A 17,141-nucleotide genomic window follows, 5' to 3' on the forward strand; every position below is an offset into this window, starting at 1 on the left:
TCCTAACCTTGCTAAACAGGTTTCAAATGGATGTGTGATTTAGTTAATTACCACTACTAGAGAAAAAATGATGCCAAAATGTTTTGAATAGAAAAATTATTCCAATAAATCTATATACCAGAAACCAGAAAGTGCTTTGGTTGAACAAGGTGAATCATCATCTGTTGTGGTTTTGCTTGGGGCATTATAAGTTCTGAACACCCTCTCTCCTGTCCTAAATGCGATTTTATCCTTGAAAATCGGTCCTTCGAATGCGAAAGTATGAAACTCTCCATTTTCTCCGCAAGGATCAATACCTGCAGGTAATTGATCAATTAAATCATGGCTAATTACTTTTCCACAGAAATTTTCAAGATTTTGCTGTGTGCAAACAATGATGGTTTTATAGTTCAGATCCAAAAATTCACGGATCAAATCTTTAGTGTTTTTTTTCCAAAGCGGAAAAATAGCCTTAAGACCAATTTCGGCCAATTTATTCTCCCGATAGGTACGTAAGTCCTCTAAAAAAATATCACCGAAAATAGAATGAGTAATACCCTCCTCTTTAAATTTAGAAAGATGTTTCTTCATGGTGCTGTCGTAGGTTTCCATATCAGGCATTTCGCCCAAACGGATCTGATACAGCGGAATACCAATACTTTCGGCCTGTTTGATTAGTAAAGCTTCTCTAACGCCATGCATCGAAACACGATTATATTTTTCAGTAACTGTAGTAATCAGGTATCGGATTTCGATACTAGGATCTTGTAAGGCGTAATGTAAAGCCAATGTACTGTCTTTACCACCGCTCCAATTAAACAAGCAAATCTTTTTATCTGGCATTGGTTAGGATTTCTTTTAATGCAGCAACGCCTTCTACAGCGTTTTTTTCAATGTTGATCACGTTTTTATAACGTTTTACATCGGGTGTTTTTGGATCAATAATGTATTTATCAACAAAGGAAGGGACAAAACCGATTAAACCTGCAGCAGGATAAACAGCTAATGAAGTTCCGATAAGTACAAACAAATCGGCCTGTTTGCAGAGTTTAGCAGCTACTTCAATCATGGGTACATCTTCGCCAAACCAAACTACATGCGGCCGAAGTTGAGAACCCAGCTCGCAAAGCTCGCCCATTTTAACTTCTGAACCTGCAATGGGATAGGTTAACCCCGGTTTTTTATCAGATTGAGACTTGGTAATTATGCCATGAAGATGCGTAACTTTGGTAGAACCTGCTCTTTCGTGCAGATCATCAATGTTTTGGGTAATAATTTCAACGTCGAAGTCTTTTTCCAGCTCGGCAAGCACCTGATGAGCCAGATTGGGTTTAGCGGCTAAAACCTGCCTTCTCCTTTCATTATAAAATTCTTGTACCAATTCCGGATTTCTCTCCCAGGCCTCGGGGGTAGCTACATCATAAACATTATAGCCCTCCCATAATCCATCAGAATCCCTAAATGTTTTTAACCCACTTTCGGCACTGATCCCTGCTCCTGTTAAAACAACTAATTTCATTTATTTTATATTTCTTGTTCCTGCTGATCTGAAAAGTTTAGCAAGGAGTTCATACTTGCCAAAGCAAGTTTCTCCAAATGTTGTTGTGTGGGTTCCTTTGTAGTTTTTGCTTGTCCATATTTTATACCCTGTTCCAGAAAAACAAATGTTTATCGAAAATACAATCCTATCGTCTTTATCCAAATATAGAATTGCATTTTCTGGGCGCTTACATTCGAATACTAAAATCTTTGATGGATAAGTAGTATAGTTATATCCATATATGATGTTAAAAAGTGAGTCGGTTTCCTCTTCTGTCAACAAACGTTGTTCGGTAACAACATCATTATCAATATTTTCATTTTTTAAATAAGAAACTTCTTTTGTAGAATCGTCATTTTTGAATGAAATAAAGATTATTTTTTTTACCCACGAATATGCTTCATGTTTTTTTACTGATTTTAACTTCCATCCATATTTATATCCAAACTTACACTGACAAGCTTTGATATACTCTGTTACTGCAGAATCAGTATATTTTTTCTCTTGTGCAATACAGTATGAATAAAAGAAAATACAAGCGAGCGTTAGTAAGATATGCTTCATGCTAATATTGAAGTGTTAAGTTTTACAAACTTTTTTGCTATGTTTTCATTTGCCTTAAATATCTCCGGGTGGAACATGCAGGCTAAAGCTTCTATACCTTCAACCAGCGTACCTACGCTCGGCTGGGTGAACATATCAAAATCGGCAATATAAACCTGATTGTTTTTTACTGCCTCAAGATCGATCCAGCCTGGTTTTGAGGTTAACAGCTCGATTTCTTCCATGCTTCTTTTCATATCAAAGCCACATGGGGCAATAACTAAAACCTCAGGGTTATATTTCAGGATTTTATTCCATTGCGTTACAATAGAGTCTCCACCAGGATTAGACAACATATCAACGCCACCGGCTGCTGCAATCTGAAAAGGAATCCAGTGTCCGCAATTGTATATCGGTTCGATCCATTCCATCAGCATAATCCTTTTTAACGGTGCACGGTTTGCCCTAAGCTGATCTAAAATATGATCCGTTTTCTTTTGCAGGCCTGCCAGATAGTTTAACGCTGCCTCTTCCTTTCCTAAAGCCCTGGCAATGGTAATGGCGCAATCGAAAACATCCTGTAAGTTATTTGGCGATAAAGGTACCAGCGTTGGCTGTTTGCGAAGCTTCATTACGGCTGTTTCGGTACAAACAGTATCGATGTTGCACACCTCGCATATATCTTGTGTGAAAACCACATCGGGTGCGATGCTTTCCAACAGTGCATCATCTATCCAATACAAACTTTTGCCTTGCGCTTTTGATGCCGAAAAGATCCGGTCTATTTCGATACTCGAATAGTTTTTGCCTTCTAATATGCAACGTACAACTTTTGGTTGATCTGCAGCCTCTTTAGGGCATTCGAATGTTACGCCATGTAGGTATTCTTGCAGGCCCATATCGTAAATCATTTTTGTGGCAGCAGGTAAAAAGGAAACAACTTTCATTAGGATGTAAAAGGTAAAACGGAATTGATGTTCTAAGTTAAAAAAAATCCTCTTTTGAATCGAATCAAAAGAGGATTTCTATCTTGTTTTTACTTGATTGGTGTTATACCAAACAATGGATCTTTCTACAGCTCCTGTGTTTGCAGTTTTAATACCGGGTATTTTGCTTTTAAGATTTCAAAAGCGCCAAAAAGCAAAGCACCATAGATTATTGTTCCTTCTAAGAATCTGATCTCGAATGGAATGGCTTTAATTAGGCAATCTATAAAACCATTTAAGTTTTGCGTATACAATGGGTTTTTATACCATGAACCGATATCACTTACAATCCAATGGATGAATACAATTACGATTGTAGATAGGAATAAGCTGGCAATATTTACCTTCTTTAATAAGAAACGACCTGCTAAAACCATTAATGCAATTGCAAGGTATGTCCAAAGTTCTTGAACTAAAAACATATCTACATACTGTTTATAGATGGTTGTATAAAGTATTAAATCGCTTAAAAACAAACTCAATAGCGGAAAAGCGAATGCTTTAAGATGATCTTTAAAATATGCTCCTCCAAATAAAGCTACGGCTCCTATTGATGAAAAATTAGCAAACTTTAATTCATCTGAGTTGAATGTTACCAGTAAACGTAAAGCCGTTATTGCCAATATCATTAACAACAAAATTAAAGTGCGTGGATTAAATTTTAAATGAGACATGCTATTTCTGGTTAATATTTAAACAAAGTTAAATTTTTATTAGCGGATATTAAAACTTACACCTGTATTAAAGTTGAAGCCCAAACTATTGTAACCAATAATTTCGCTGTATTTTTCGTTCAGAATGTTTTTTGCATCAAAAAATATCTTTACGCGTTTCTTTGCCAATGCATATTCGGCATAAGCATTTAACAATTTATAAGCAGGTAGATTGTCGACTGTATACGTGTTAAAATTACCATCGGTACGTTTGCCGAAATAACGGTAATTTGCACTCACATATAAATTGCTTGTTGCCTGTGCACCTGCAGTAATGCCAAATGTATGTTTTGGTCTGCGGAAAAGATAGTTAGCAACGGCATTATCAACAAAGTTGAACTCATTGCCTTCCACATAAGCGTAATAGCCATTAATGTTAAACACACTGAATTTAACTGCTGGTTCAACTTCGAAACCTTTGGTTTTCTGACTTACCTGGTTAATGTATCCGTTAGGGTAAGCATAAATAATGGCGTCAGTTAAATCACGTTTGTAACCTGCTAAACGTAAGCTAAATTTGTCGCCAGCAAAGCTAAAATTAACGCCAGCTTCGTAATTCTTCGATTTTTCCGGCTTTAAATCCAAATTAGCGCCAAACTGACCAAAAAGCATGTTTAAGGTAGGAACTTTAAATGCTGTTGAAACCGTTCCAAATAATTTTATCTCTTTAATGACATTGATGCTTGGGGTAATTGAGTAGGTATAGTTTTCGCCATATTGTTCGTGTTTATTGTAACGTCCGCCTACTTCAAGGTTAAACACACTTAAATCGTGTAAGAATAATGATCCGTAAGCGGCAAAAATGTTGGTTTCCGGTTTATTTGTTGCTGATGATAATTTCATCACACGGTTATCGATACCCACCAATAAATCGAGTTTGTTACCCAATTTTTGGTTGTAGAATAAATCCAATAGTGATACCCTTCCTTCGTTAATGCTTGGGTACTGGCTATGCGCATCGTTTCTGGTACTTTCGAAACTATAGTTTAACGTTACTTTACCAGTTGCAAATTCGTATTTGGCATTGGTACCTGCAGCAAATTTTTTTAGGATAGAATAATTGTTTGCATCGGTAAAAGCGCCACCATCAAACTTGTAATTACCATAATAGTAGCGTACAAATGGATTTACAGAGAAATGATTATCCAGTTTGATTCCGAAATTCGCATTTAAGGCATCAGTTTTAAAGCCGTCTTTATCAAATACGGCTGTACTTCCCACTGGTGTTGCCGCTTCTGAAATTCCATCGGTTTTGGTGTGGGTATAGTTAATATTATACGAAAAACCTTCAACACCACCGTTTAAACCAATGGTTCCTTTGTAAGTTTCGTAACTGCCTGCACTGGCCACGCCATAAATGGTATTGCCTTTTGGACCACCTTTTTTAGTGATGATATTGATTACTCCTGCAACGGCATCAGAACCATAAATGGTAGACTGACCGCCTCTTAAAATTTCGACATGATCGATCTGATCGATAGAAATCAATCTTAAATCGAATGCACCTCCGTTTCCTGATGGATCGTTTTGCACAATACCATCGATTAAAACCACGGCATAAGCACTTCCTGCACCTCTAAAAAATACCGATTTGTTTAATCCCGGATTGCTGCTTGAACCTGCTACAATAATCCCTGCCTGCTCGCTAATAAGTTCCGGCAATGATTTTCCGTTACTGCGCTGCAATACTTCACGACTGATGATCGTAACCACTTTACCTGTCTGTGATTGTTTCTGGTCATTTTTTGTTGCAGAAATTACAACATCTTTGAGCTGCAAACTATCTTGTGTTTGAGCGTTAGCCACCTGGCTAATCATTAACTGCGCTAGCCCTAAACTGGCTACAGTTAGCATTCTTTTTTTGTTCATTTGATTGTGGTTTTGCCCACAGCCAACAGATAGAAAAGGAAATGAAAATACGAAAAACGTTAAGTATCTCAGTCCTAGCTTCAATCCCCGAAAGCTATGAAATTAAATGCTGAAGGCAGGTCTTCTGACTTACTCCCGGGTTTCCGGCCTTCCCATCCCGACAAGTCGGAACAGTGGCAGATTGATTGGAAATCCGTTATGGAGCTTACAGCTGCGGGACAGTTACAGATTTACACTGTATTCCCTTTTAATTCCGGGTGTAAAGCCGGAAACCAAAAGCGCTGCAAAAGTAACAAAATTAAGCAACATGTAAAATGCATGATGGAAAATGGTGGTTTTAATAGAAAAACCTAAATTAGGAATCAAATTTTCACCCATGAGAAGAATATTAATTGTTACATTTTCATTAATAAGCCTATCTGTTATGGCGCAAAAAACCGATACTGTTTTTTTGAAGAAACTGATGGAGTCTAAGCCTGAGCTTTTTTCTACTATACTTAGTCATCCTGATCAAAACCAGATCCAGATTCTCTATACACAGGTTAACCGTGATGCGAAGAATAAACCCACTTTTAAAACCTTTAGCTACAATCTAGCTCCGCATCATTATTTTTATCCTGCGAGTACGGTTAAACTAGCCGCTGTAATTTTTGCCTTGGAAAAAGTAAACCGCTTAAAAAATAAAGGCTTAACGGCTAAGAGTACCATGATTACTGATAGTGCCTATAGAGGGCAAACAAAGGTTTTAACAGATATAAGTGCTAAAAATGGGCTTCCATCAATAGAACATTACGTTAAAAAGATTTTGCTTACCAGTGATAATGATGCTTTTAACCGTTTATTTGAGTTTATTGGTCGTACAGAGATTAATGAAAAACTGAAAGCGAACGGATTAAACGATAGCCGCATTTTAAACCGCCTGGCTATTGGCGATGCAGGAGAATCAGCTAAACATACCAATCCCATCAAATTTTACAATGGCGAACAATTGGTGTATGATCAACCGGCACAATACGATTCAAAAGAATATGAATTAAAATTAAGCAACCTGGTAATGGGTACCGGATACATGGATAGTACCAACAAGCTGGTAAACAAACCTTTCAGTTTAGCGGGCAAAAACGCTTTCGCCATTAACGATCAACAGAAACTGATGCAGAAATTGATTTTTCCTGATGCTTTTCCGGTTAAAGAACGGTTTAACCTTACTAAAGAAGATTATAAACTCATTTATACTTATATGAGTAAGTATCCAACCGAAAGTGATTTTCCTAAATACGATCAGAAAGAATTTTGGACTACCTATGCAAAAATGTTATACTATGGACGGGAACAGGTAACTCCTGATCCAAATATCCGCATCTTCAATAAATATGGAGATAGCTATGGCTACATCATTGATAACTCTTATTTCGTTGATTTTAAAAATGGAATTGAATATTTCCTAACCGCGGTTGTTCATAGTAATGAGGATGGCATATTTAACGATAATAAATACGAGTATGATACAGTTTGTTTCCCCTTTACGAAAAACCTGGGCAGAACCATTTACGAATTGGAACTAAAAAGAGCTAAAAAACATAAGCCCGATTTAAGTAAATTTAAGATGGATTACACTTATTAAAACCTTTCTCATCTTTTAAGGTTTATTGCGTATTAATTGTATAAAAAACTATACATTAATTAAAAAATAATATATTCGCATTTCAAAATTAAAGGATACATCTCTAATGGCTAAACTATTAATAATTGATGATGAGCGTGCGATAAGGAGTACCTTACGCGAAATTCTGGAGTACGAAAATTACGATGTTGAAGATATCGATAACGGCATTGATGGCCTCGAAATGATCAAAAAAGGAAATTTCGACCTGGTACTTTGCGATATCAAGATGAATAAGATGGATGGTATGGAAGTCCTGGAACAGGCACAGATCATTAAACCCGATTTGCCATTCATTATGATATCTGGTCATGGAACAGTTGAAACTGCCATTGAAGCCAGTAGAAAAGGAGCTTTTGATTTTATTTCGAAACCACCTGACTTAAACAGGTTATTAATTACGGTCCGTAATGGTTTAGACCGTGGAAATTTAGTTACCGAAACCAAGGTTTTAAAACGTAAAGCAAGTAAAACCCGAGAGATTTTAGGCGAATCGGAAAGCATTTCTAAAATTAAAGAAACCATAGAACGTGTGGCTCCTACTGAAGCCCGTGTATTAATTACGGGCGCAAATGGTAGTGGTAAAGAATTGGTAGCCCGTTGGTTACATGAAAAATCGAACCGTGCCGATAGCCCTCTAATTGAGGTGAATTGTGCTGCTATCCCATCGGAACTGATTGAAAGTGAATTGTTTGGCCACGAGAAAGGTTCATTTACCTCTGCTGTTAAACAACGTATTGGTAAATTTGAACTGGCTAATGGTGGTACTCTATTTTTGGATGAGATTGGCGATATGAGTCTTTCTGCCCAGGCGAAAGTTTTACGTGCCTTACAAGAGCATAAAATTTCGCGTGTAGGTGGCGAAAAGGAAATTGAAGTAAATGTTCGTGTTTTAGCGGCAACCAATAAAGATTTAATGAAAGAAATCGAAGATGGTAACTTCCGTATGGATTTATACCACCGGTTAAATGTAATCAATATCCATGTTCCACATTTAACGGAGCGTACAGATGATATTCCAGTTATTGCGCAAAACTTTTTGGAAAATATTTGCAGCGATTATGGAATGCCTGTGAAGAAAATAAATGAAGCAGGTATGGCTGCTTTAAAGGCCTTACCGTGGACAGGTAACGTACGTGAATTACACAACATGATTGAACGATTGATTATTTTGAGTGATAAGGTAATTACCGAAAATGATGTACGTGCATTCGCTAATCCAGGCGGTGGTACAAACATTGGTGCCGCAACCAGTGCGCAGATTGCCGGTGCTGGCGGTTCGAATCTGGCTTTTTCTTTCGATTCGTTCAATAACTTCCAGGATTATAAAGATCACGCAGAGCGAGAATTCATCAAATTCAAGCTGGAAAAGAACAATTGGAATGTATCAAAAACGGCGGATGAGATTGATATCCAAAGAAGTCATTTGTACAGTAAAATTGAGAAATTCGGCTTAAAAAGAGCTGAGTAAGGCGTAACTGTAAGTGCCATTAGTTTAAGGAGAAAACAAAAATATTGTCATCCTGAGCATGTCGAAGGAAAAATATTTTTGTTTTCGACTATAAAAAGTCTTCGACAAGCTCAGACTGACAACTGAAATTAAAAGATTTCTCCTCCAAAGGAGTTCCTTTGGAACACTACAGTCGAAATGACAATCTCCCAGGATTTAGGACTAGCCCATGTAATCATTCTGCCTCATCAACAATGCCCGGTATTTATTAAAAATGGCGGTTTTAGAAACGAACCCCAAATATTGGTTCTGCGCAGTTAATACGGGTAAAATCCATACATTATCTTGCTCCATCTTTTCTAATACCATTTTCAGATCATCATTTTCGGTGACGGCGTTCGGTGCAGGCTGTACCAAATAAGAAGCTAGCAAATTTTCCTTATCAGGGTGATTAATCATTTCGTTAAATAGCTCTTCTATATAAATGATGCCCTTAAAATCGCCCAGCTCGTCTGTTACAGCGCAAATGTTTTTACGGGATTGCATAATCTCGTTCATCTTAGCCGAAATCAGATCGTTCATACGTAATTGAGGATAAGTTTTCTCGATCAAATACTTTAGTTTCATTTGGTTTAAAACCGTTGTATCCTTATCCTCATGAGATAATAACTCACCCTTATCGGCAAGTGCTTTAGTATAAATAGAATGTTTTTGCGAGCTGCGGTTAATGGCATAAGAAATGGCAGTGGTAATCATCAGCGGTACCATTAAGATATATCCACCAGTGATTTCGGCAATCAGGAAGATGCCAGTTAAGGGAGCATGCATAATAGAGCCCAAAGCAGCCGCCATACCTGCAACAATAAAGTTCGAAACATTTAATTGCGCCAAACCAGATAGATTTACCACATAGGCAAAGATAAACCCGATTAAACCGCCCATAATTAAACTGGGCGCAAACGTTCCGCCGTTACCACCAGCGCCCAAGGTAACCAAAGTCGCTATCGACTTCATGAAAATAGTTACTACTGTAAACAACACCACTAAAGCCGGAATGGTATTGTAATCGGCGAAGATACTATTATTGATCACTGTTTGGTAATCGCCTTTTAACAGTCCCTTTATTGTGATATAACCTTCGCCGTAAAGTGTTGGGAATAGAAAAACCAAAACTCCAAGCATTAAACCACCCACAATAACTTTGGTATAAGGATGTTTTATTTTATAGAATAATCCTTTTACAGCATAATTGGCTTTTGTAAAATAAATGGAGAATAAGCCGATAAAACAAGCCAGTATCACATAATAAAACAATGCGTTCACCTTCCATCCTTCTGTAACCAAAAAGAAAAGTTGCTGTGTGTAGAATAATCTTGCTACTACTGCAGCTGTTGCAGCCGATAATAAAAGCGGGATAAACGCAGGAATGGTAAACTCTGGTAATAAAATTTCGATAGCAAATACAATCCCAGCCACTGGACTATTAAATGCTCCTGCAATACCTGCTGCTGCGCCACAGGCCACTAGCATGGTAATTTCGCGATAAGATAAACCAAGTAAACGGCCAAGGTTTGAGCCTATTGCAGACCCACTTGTAACAATTGGTGCTTCCAAACCTGTTGAACCACCAAAACCTACCGTAACGGCTGCGGTAATAATCTGCGAATAAATATTGTGTGCTTCTACCTTGCTCGATTTTTTCGAAATGGCATAAAGCAATGGGGTTAAACCAGTTTCGAATTTAGTTTTACGGATAAAATACTTGATGTACAAAACCGTTAAGAAAATACCGATCATCGGAAACACAAAATACAGGTAGTATTTATATTTCCAATGCCAATCTGATTGAAGAAATTCTTCGATGTGATGCGTTAGGCTCTTTAGAGCTGCGGCGGCTAATCCTGCTAAAACCCCAACAATTACAGCGAGGATAATTAAGAAATTACGGTTTGATATTTTAGATTTTCGGTACTGATTAACCTGATCAAGGTAATTTACAAATCTGATATACATCCTATTGTTTTTTAATAGAGGGCGAATGCCCAAAAGTAACAAAAACAACAAGAGAAGCCAATTTAAAGGCTTCCTTTATGCATCAAATTTATCCAATAACTTAATTAAGGTTGCGAAATCTTTTGGGTATGGTGCATCGATCACAATATCTTTGTCGTCTAATCCTTTAAAAACCAGGTGCCTGGCGTGTAATGCGAAACGTTTCATAATGGGTTGCTCCTCTTCGCCTTTTGTTAATTTATAACCTCTCTTAATTGACGAAAGAAAAACAGGTTTCCCTTTGTACATATCATCGCCAACAATGGCTGCCCTTTGTGTTGCTAAGTGAATACGGATCTGGTGCATACGACCAGTTATTGGCTTGCACTCAACCAATGTATAATGTTTGTAGTATTTTAACGAATCGAAAATGGTTTCTGCTCTTTTACCTTCTGCCCTATCAATGGTTACATTTTTATTGCCATCGTTCAAGATCGGAAGATCAACTGTTAACTGGTCGAAAATGACATGCCCATCTACTACCGCATGATAGGTTTTATTCACCTTTCTTCTTTCGAACTGCATAGAAGCATGACGGTAACCTTCTGGATTTTTGGCGATAATTAAAGCGCCAGAAGTTTCTTTATCCAAACGGTGACAAACCTGTGCATCATCGCTATACTGTTTGGCCAGGCGTAACACATTGGTTTCTCCAGATCCACCACGTTCATCGAGCGAGGCTAAAAATGGAGGTTTATTGATAACAATAAAATCGTTGTCTTCGAAAAGAATAAGGTCTTTAAAATTGGGAAACTTCAAACTGTGCTGTAATTAATGAAGCGCAAAAATACGATTTTATTTTTTCTTATAGTCGGCGTTGCCTTTAATTTATTCATCTTGCCAGCGCGAGTAATCGTCATTTCGACTGAAGCGCAGCGAAATGGAGAAATCTGAATCAGTAGATTTCTCCACTGCGGTCGAAATGACGAGAAATAAAAAAAGCCGTTCCGATGTAAAATCGGAACGGCTTAATATCTTTAAGTTAAATTTATGATAACTCAAACTTATAACCTACTCCTTTTACGGTTGACACATAAGTTTCGCCTAATTTTTCTCTTAGTTTACGGATGTGAACATCAATAGTTCTATTGGTTACAACTACCGAATCTTCCCAGATATTTTTAAGGATCGATTCGCGGGTATAAACTTTTCCTGGTTTTGATGCCAACAAGTATAAAAGTTCAAATTCTTTTTTTGCCAATACCACTTTATTACCGCCTTGAAAAACCAAATAAGCTTCACGGTCGATTACTAAATCGCCAATTTCCAATTTGTTCTCAGATATTTCTTCTGTTCCTGTATTTCTTCTTAAAATCGCATTAATTCGGCTAACTAAAGCACGTGGCTTAATCGGTTTTGCGATATAATCATCAGCACCCACATTAAAACCTGCTATTTCTGAATACTCTTCACTTCTGGCGGTTAAAAAAACCATAAATGTATTTTTGAATTCGGGTATTGCACGCATTAAACGGCAAGCCTCAATTCCATCCATTTTAGGCATCATAATATCCAGAATAATCAAATCCGGATGCACCTTTTTCGCAACAGTAATTCCTTCTTGGCCATTGGTAGCTGTGAAAACCTGATAACCCTCTTTTTTAAGGTTATATTCAATAAGCTCCAGAATATCTGGTTCATCATCAACAATTAATATTTTCTGACCTGCGTTGTTCATAGTTAAATATTTGTTACGAAAGTAGTGTCTATGATGCAATATTTAGTTAAGCCTAAGTTAAGAAATTGTTAATTACTTAAATTAGTTTAACATGGATTTTGTTTTAAAGTAACGTTTTAGCTAAAAAGGTCTCTAATTCGTCGCCACGCAGGTTTTTAGCAATTATTTTTCCAGAGGGATCAACTAAGTAAGAAGTTGGGATAGCCTGTACCTGGTATTTTTTTACGGTTGCACCGTTAAAATCTTTTAATTCGGAAACGTGCGCCCAGGTTAATCCATCTGCTTTCACCGCACCTAACCATGCTGCCTTGTCGGTGTCTAGCGAAATGCCGATGATATCAAAGTTCTTATTTTTATATTTATCGTAAACCTTAACCACATTCGGATTTTCCTGGCGGCAAGGCTGGCACCATGATGCCCAAAAATCAATCAGTACGTATTTTCCCTTATAGTCTGATAAACTTACAGGTTTGTCGTCAGCTGTATTAATGGTGAATGCCGGAGCAACCTGCCCTACCTGAACCGCTTTTAAAAGTGCCATTTGTTTTACAAAAGTATCAACTGTAGCATTGCCTTTAATTTCTTCTTTCACTTCATCCGCAAATTGTACGAGTTCTGCTTCAAATTCCTGCGGACTCAAAGTATTCATGGCATAGAAACTGGCAAGCGTACCTTTATTGTCTTTAGCAAATTTTATGATCTGCGTGTTTAATTGATTGATATACGATTCGTACTGAGGTTTCATTGCTTCTAGCACAGCTGCCCTGTTTTGAGGTTGTGTTGCCACTTTTGCTTCGAAATCGGCCTGTAGTTTTTCTACCTGTTTGGCAAAGTTGTTTCTAATCGTATTTAGTTCTGATAATTTTTCTACCTCATTTGCCCCCGAAATTTTATATGCCATTGTTTTGTCGGCTAAATCAGCTTCTAATTTAATGTCGTCGCCATTTTTTGCAATTAACATAAACTCATGATTACCTACAGATACCCTAAAGAAATCAACCGATGGGGTTTTGCGGATGAATTTAAATTCACCTTTTTCTGATAGATTGGTAGAATCGATTGCAACCATATTGCTATTTTGCATCCCGTATAAAAATACTTTCTTCTCCGTGCCTGGGTTTTGGAAAGTTCCGTCAATCGTAAAGCTATCTTTGGGTTTACATGCAGTGAAGGCAATCGCGATCAGCATAATCAGGCTTAATTGTTTTAATCTCATTATTTCAGTTTTTCAAGTATTAATTCATTTAATTTTTTAGCATCAGCTTTTCCTTTGGCTAATTTCATTACATCACCAACAAACAAACCTAAAACGCCCTTTTTGCCTTTCTTGTACGCTTCTACCTGTTGTGGATATTTATTTAACACTTCATCAATAAAACTACTTAATTCGTCTCCGTTTTCAGAGATCAGTAAGTTTAATGACTGTGCCAAACCAGTAACATTTGCATTTTCTTCCAGCTCAACAGCTGGTAATAATTGTTGAATGGCAATTTGCTGTGTGATTTTTTTATCATCAACCAGATTGATAGCTTCTGCCAGTTGTGCTGGATTGACTTTGAAATCAGAGATCGTTATCCCTTTTTCATTTAAAACAGCTCTAATCGGACCAATTAACCAATTAATTAAGCTTTTTTTATTGTGAACGACTGATTGTGCCTGGTTAAAGTAGTTTAACAGGTCTAAATCTTCGGCAAAAAGAGCCGCATCAGCTTTACTGATCCCAAAATCAGCAACCATCTGCTGAGAAATTTCATTTGGCAAAGCCGGCATTAAAGATTTAATCTCTGCTAACCAATCATCAGAAATATAAATGGGTTGCAGATCTGGATCTGAAAAATATCGATAATCATTCGCCTCCTCTTTAGTACGCATCGGTGATGTAGTGCCTTTATCAGCATCAAAATTCAATGTGCTCTGAATAATTCTTCCCCCATTGCTAATCACTTCTACCTGACGGCCAAATTCGAAATCCATCGCTCTACGTACATTACGCATCGAGTTTAGGTTTTTTACTTCACAACGTGTTCCAAATTCGGTAGTGCCCTGTGGGCGTATAGAAATATTGGCATCGCAGCGCAAACTACCTTCTTCCATATTGCCATCGCTTACATTTAAATGCCTCACCAGTTTCCTGATTTCGCTTAATAAAACAGATGCTTCTTCCGAACTGCGAATGTCAGGTTCGGTTACAATTTCAATTAAAGGTACACCCGCACGGTTCAAATCAACCAGCGAATAGTTATCATCCTGATCATGGATACTTTTTCCGGCATCTTCTTCAAGGTGAATGCGATTGATTCCGATTTTCTTCGTAGAACCATCAGCCAGTTGCAGCTCCAGAAAACCATTTACACAGATGGGTTGATTATCCTGCGTAATCTGATAACCTTTTGGCAAGTCGGCATAGAAATAGTTTTTCCTATCAAAATGGTTGGTCTGGTTAATGGTACAGTTTAAAGCCAGACCGATACGGATTGCTTTTGCTACTACTTCTCTATTTAACTTCGGTAAGGCTCCAGGCAATGCCAGCGAAACCGTAGATATATTTTGATTGGGTAAAGCCCCGAAAGATGCACTATCAGCAGAAAATATTTTAGTGTTGGTGTTTAACTGAACGTGGATTTCTAGTCCTGAAACGAGTTCGTAATTGTTTTCGGATGTTCCTAAACTCATATTAAAATGATCCCTTTAAATGTATTATGGAGGCAAATATAGTTAAAGAATGTTAAATGAAATTGCTTTAATTAAACTACCGTGCACAGCTATTGTCTATCTCAGCAAACACACAAAAGAAACCTTTAATTAAAAAACATTATGAAAAAGTTAGTTTTATTTGCTGCAGTTCTGATGGTTTCATTATTCAGCATAAACAATGCAAAAGCACAGGTTAGCTTAAATATCAATATTGGTTCTCAGCCAGTTTGGGGACCAACAGGATACAATCATGTAGATTATTATTATTTTCCTGATATAGATGCTTATTATTATGTGCCTTCTGCAAAATACATTTACTCGAATGGCGGACGTTGGGTTTGGGGAAACAGCTTGCCTGCTCAATATAGGAACTTTGATTTATACCGCGCCTATAAAGTGGTAATCAACGAGCCAAAACCATATGTAAGAAACAATATTTATGTAACCAAATACGGTAAATATAAAAATTATGGTGGTCGCCAAGGTATTATAAGAGATAGTCGTGATACCAAATATTATGTAGTTAAAGGACATCCAAACTATAATGGGAACAAAACTGTAGTGATTAATAATAACCGCCCTGTACGTAGGGAGAAAACTGTTGTAAGGGTAAATCAAAATTCAAGGTCTGCCCGCAACAATGAACACAAAACTGATAACAAAGGTGGGAATGGCCGTGCTGAAAGAAATAACAGTCAAGGCCGTGGTAACGAGCGCCATTAATATTAATATTTGGTTGTAAATAAAGGAGCTTTGAGAGAGGCTCCTTTTTTGTTCACTTAATTTTGGCACGTGGTTTGGCTATATATAATAAACACTAAATGAATTGATTATGAAAAGATTATTTTTAATGGCTGCATTGATGATGGTTTCATTGTTCAGCATCCCCGCTAAAGCACAGTTAAATGTGAATGTTAACATCGGTTCGCAGCCGCTTTGGGGACCAACAGGTTATGATCATGTAGATTATTATTATCTACCTGATGTAGAAAGTTATTATTATGTTCCACAAAAGCAGTTTGTTTACTTAAATGGAAACGATTGGACTTTTGCAAATTCTTTACCTGCCAGATATGGTAATTACAATTTATACAATGGTTATAAAGTTGTAATCAATTCGCCTAAGCCCTATTTAAATTTCAAGAATGATAAGGTAAAATATGCAAAATACAAAGGTAACAAAGGGCAATTTGTAATTAGGGATAGCCGTGACAGTAAATATTATGTCGTAAAAGGACATCCTCATGGTATGCCCCCTGGACAGGCTAAAAAGATTTATGGAAAACAGAATAATGGAAATAACGGAAAGGGCCATGGAAATGGTAAAGGAAAACACTAATCTATAACCTTTACTGCTTTATTAAGGAGTTTCGAAAGAGGCTCCTTTTTTTTATATATCTGTTACAATAGAAGTTTTGGCACAGCGTTTGAATTATTGAAGTACACACAAATAAAATGGATTATTATGAAAAAGTTATTTATCATCTCCGCGATTTTAGGTATCGTGGCTTTAACATCTAATCGATCTAACGCTCAGGTAAGTATTAATGTAAATATTGGTGCGCAACCGGCTTGGGTACCTGCAGGTTATGAAAACGTTAATTATTACTATCTCCCAGAAGTTCAATCTTATTATTATGTCCCTCAAAGGCAGTTTGTTTATTTAAGCGGAAACAGATGGACAAGATCAAGGTATTTACCTGCGAGGTATAGAGGTTACGATCTGCATCACGGAAGAAAAGTAGTGGTTTATGGAAATAGTCCATATCGCAATTATAATACTCACAGAGTAAGTTATTCACATCATAATAATTATTACCGCTCATCTTATGGTGGTGGAAACCGAGTACGTTATAGCTCGCCAAGAAATAATTACAGATCTTACCGCGTAGATAACAGATACCATGATAGAAGCGTAAATTCAAGTTTATTCTCTAGAGGGCATAGAGAAAAACATGGCAGACATTAAAATAA

Annotated in this window: 16 protein-coding genes and 1 riboswitch; of the genes, 5 read left to right on the forward strand and 11 right to left on the reverse strand. The window is 37.1% G+C overall.

The annotated features are described in order from the left end of the window. Positions 1-96 precede the first annotated feature (96 nt). The 6 genes from J7E57_RS11965 to J7E57_RS11990 all read right to left on the reverse strand — a co-directional run bounded on the left by J7E57_RS11965 (position 97) and on the right by J7E57_RS11990 (position 5,630). Positions 97-822: a diphthine--ammonia ligase gene (locus J7E57_RS11965; RefSeq protein ID WP_215128723.1), complete on the reverse strand. Its 726-nt coding sequence runs from the start codon at positions 820-822 to the stop codon at positions 97-99. Beyond that, the gene (locus J7E57_RS11970; RefSeq protein WP_215128725.1) at positions 812-1,498 is read right to left on the reverse strand and encodes an SIR2 family NAD-dependent protein deacylase; all 687 of its coding nucleotides are present in this window, start codon (positions 1,496-1,498) and stop codon (positions 812-814) included. Before J7E57_RS11970 ends, J7E57_RS11965 begins: the two co-directional genes overlap by 11 nt. Further along, a complete protein-coding gene (locus J7E57_RS11975; RefSeq protein ID WP_215128727.1) occupies positions 1,499-2,083 on the reverse strand; it encodes a hypothetical protein in 585 nt (194 codons plus the stop codon). After that, the gene (locus J7E57_RS11980) at positions 2,080-3,009 is read right to left on the reverse strand and encodes an ABC transporter substrate-binding protein (RefSeq protein ID WP_215128729.1); all 930 of its coding nucleotides are present in this window, start codon (positions 3,007-3,009) and stop codon (positions 2,080-2,082) included. Before J7E57_RS11980 ends, J7E57_RS11975 begins: the two co-directional genes overlap by 4 nt. 125 nt (positions 3,010-3,134) lie before the next feature. Then, positions 3,135-3,722 (reverse strand): DUF6580 family putative transport protein, encoded by a 588-nt coding sequence (locus J7E57_RS11985; protein ID WP_215128731.1) that lies wholly within the window; start codon positions 3,720-3,722, stop codon positions 3,135-3,137. Between the two features lie 39 nt (positions 3,723-3,761). Continuing rightward, positions 3,762-5,630, reverse strand: coding sequence for a TonB-dependent receptor plug domain-containing protein (locus tag J7E57_RS11990; RefSeq protein WP_215128733.1), 1,869 nt, complete (start codon positions 5,628-5,630; stop codon positions 3,762-3,764). A gap of 96 nt (positions 5,631-5,726) precedes the next feature. Further along, positions 5,727-5,922: riboswitch (cobalamin riboswitch) on the reverse strand. Between the two features lie 84 nt (positions 5,923-6,006). Between J7E57_RS11990 and J7E57_RS11995 the strand changes: the two genes are divergently transcribed. After that, complete coding sequence (locus tag J7E57_RS11995; RefSeq protein ID WP_215128735.1) at positions 6,007-7,254, forward strand: serine hydrolase; 1,248 nt, start codon at positions 6,007-6,009, stop codon at positions 7,252-7,254. 106 nt (positions 7,255-7,360) lie between these two features. Beyond that, the gene (locus J7E57_RS12000) at positions 7,361-8,764 is read left to right on the forward strand and encodes a sigma-54-dependent transcriptional regulator (protein ID WP_215128737.1); all 1,404 of its coding nucleotides are present in this window, start codon (positions 7,361-7,363) and stop codon (positions 8,762-8,764) included. Between the two features lie 201 nt (positions 8,765-8,965). On the opposite strand, the gene J7E57_RS12005 is transcribed toward J7E57_RS12000, so the two are convergent. The 5 genes from J7E57_RS12005 to gatB all read right to left on the reverse strand — a co-directional run bounded on the left by J7E57_RS12005 (position 8,966) and on the right by gatB (position 15,146). Further along, positions 8,966-10,756, reverse strand: a complete 1,791-nt coding sequence (locus tag J7E57_RS12005; protein ID WP_215128739.1) for a chloride channel protein — start codon at positions 10,754-10,756, stop codon at positions 8,966-8,968. 75 nt (positions 10,757-10,831) lie between these two features. Next, the gene (locus tag J7E57_RS12010) at positions 10,832-11,554 is read right to left on the reverse strand and encodes an RluA family pseudouridine synthase (RefSeq protein WP_029274339.1); all 723 of its coding nucleotides are present in this window, start codon (positions 11,552-11,554) and stop codon (positions 10,832-10,834) included. 229 nt (positions 11,555-11,783) lie between these two features. Next, the gene (locus J7E57_RS12015; RefSeq protein WP_055913791.1) at positions 11,784-12,473 is read right to left on the reverse strand and encodes a response regulator transcription factor; all 690 of its coding nucleotides are present in this window, start codon (positions 12,471-12,473) and stop codon (positions 11,784-11,786) included. 103 nt (positions 12,474-12,576) lie between these two features. Beyond that, positions 12,577-13,689 (reverse strand): TlpA disulfide reductase family protein, encoded by a 1,113-nt coding sequence (locus J7E57_RS12020; RefSeq protein WP_215128741.1) that lies wholly within the window; start codon positions 13,687-13,689, stop codon positions 12,577-12,579. Beyond that, the gene (gene gatB / locus J7E57_RS12025) at positions 13,689-15,146 is read right to left on the reverse strand and encodes an Asp-tRNA(Asn)/Glu-tRNA(Gln) amidotransferase subunit GatB (protein ID WP_215128743.1); all 1,458 of its coding nucleotides are present in this window, start codon (positions 15,144-15,146) and stop codon (positions 13,689-13,691) included. The genes J7E57_RS12020 and gatB overlap by 1 nt, the downstream gene beginning before the upstream one ends. 141 nt (positions 15,147-15,287) lie before the next feature. Here gatB and J7E57_RS12030 point away from each other — a divergent pair, with 141 nt between their 5' ends. The 3 genes from J7E57_RS12030 to J7E57_RS12040 all read left to right on the forward strand — a co-directional run bounded on the left by J7E57_RS12030 (position 15,288) and on the right by J7E57_RS12040 (position 17,136). After that, complete coding sequence (locus J7E57_RS12030; RefSeq protein WP_215128745.1) at positions 15,288-15,890, forward strand: hypothetical protein; 603 nt, start codon at positions 15,288-15,290, stop codon at positions 15,888-15,890. A 109-nt stretch (positions 15,891-15,999) separates the two neighbouring features. Next, positions 16,000-16,506 carry a hypothetical protein gene (locus J7E57_RS12035; protein WP_215128748.1) on the forward strand — a complete coding sequence of 169 codons (507 nt, stop codon included), beginning with the start codon at positions 16,000-16,002 and terminating at the stop codon, positions 16,504-16,506. A gap of 126 nt (positions 16,507-16,632) precedes the next feature. Beyond that, the gene (locus J7E57_RS12040; protein ID WP_215128750.1) at positions 16,633-17,136 is read left to right on the forward strand and encodes a hypothetical protein; all 504 of its coding nucleotides are present in this window, start codon (positions 16,633-16,635) and stop codon (positions 17,134-17,136) included. Positions 17,137-17,141: the final 5 nt, after the last annotated feature.

The sequence above is a fragment of the Pedobacter sp. ISL-64 genome, from assembly GCF_018613605.1.
Lineage (GTDB): Bacteria > Bacteroidota > Bacteroidia > Sphingobacteriales > Sphingobacteriaceae > Pedobacter.

Coding starts and splice junctions, on each gene's coding strand:
- J7E57_RS11965 (WP_215128723.1), bottom strand. CDS start 822: ATGCCAGATAAAAAGATTTGCTTGTTTAATTGGAGCGGTGGTAAAGAC.
- J7E57_RS11970 (WP_215128725.1), bottom strand. CDS start 1,498: ATGAAATTAGTTGTTTTAACAGGAGCAGGGATCAGTGCCGAAAGTGGG.
- J7E57_RS11975 (WP_215128727.1), bottom strand. CDS start 2,083: ATGAAGCATATCTTACTAACGCTCGCTTGTATTTTCTTTTATTCATAC.
- J7E57_RS11980 (WP_215128729.1), bottom strand. CDS start 3,009: ATGAAAGTTGTTTCCTTTTTACCTGCTGCCACAAAAATGATTTACGAT.
- J7E57_RS11985 (WP_215128731.1), bottom strand. CDS start 3,722: ATGTCTCATTTAAAATTTAATCCACGCACTTTAATTTTGTTGTTAATG.
- J7E57_RS11990 (WP_215128733.1), bottom strand. CDS start 5,630: ATGAACAAAAAAAGAATGCTAACTGTAGCCAGTTTAGGGCTAGCGCAG.
- J7E57_RS11995 (WP_215128735.1), top strand. CDS start 6,007: ATGAGAAGAATATTAATTGTTACATTTTCATTAATAAGCCTATCTGTT.
- J7E57_RS12000 (WP_215128737.1), top strand. CDS start 7,361: ATGGCTAAACTATTAATAATTGATGATGAGCGTGCGATAAGGAGTACC.
- J7E57_RS12005 (WP_215128739.1), bottom strand. CDS start 10,756: ATGTATATCAGATTTGTAAATTACCTTGATCAGGTTAATCAGTACCGA.
- J7E57_RS12015 (WP_055913791.1), bottom strand. CDS start 12,473: ATGAACAACGCAGGTCAGAAAATATTAATTGTTGATGATGAACCAGAT.
- J7E57_RS12020 (WP_215128741.1), bottom strand. CDS start 13,689: ATGAGATTAAAACAATTAAGCCTGATTATGCTGATCGCGATTGCCTTC.
- gatB (WP_215128743.1), bottom strand. CDS start 15,146: ATGAGTTTAGGAACATCCGAAAACAATTACGAACTCGTTTCAGGACTA.
- J7E57_RS12030 (WP_215128745.1), top strand. CDS start 15,288: ATGAAAAAGTTAGTTTTATTTGCTGCAGTTCTGATGGTTTCATTATTC.
- J7E57_RS12035 (WP_215128748.1), top strand. CDS start 16,000: ATGAAAAGATTATTTTTAATGGCTGCATTGATGATGGTTTCATTGTTC.
- J7E57_RS12040 (WP_215128750.1), top strand. CDS start 16,633: ATGAAAAAGTTATTTATCATCTCCGCGATTTTAGGTATCGTGGCTTTA.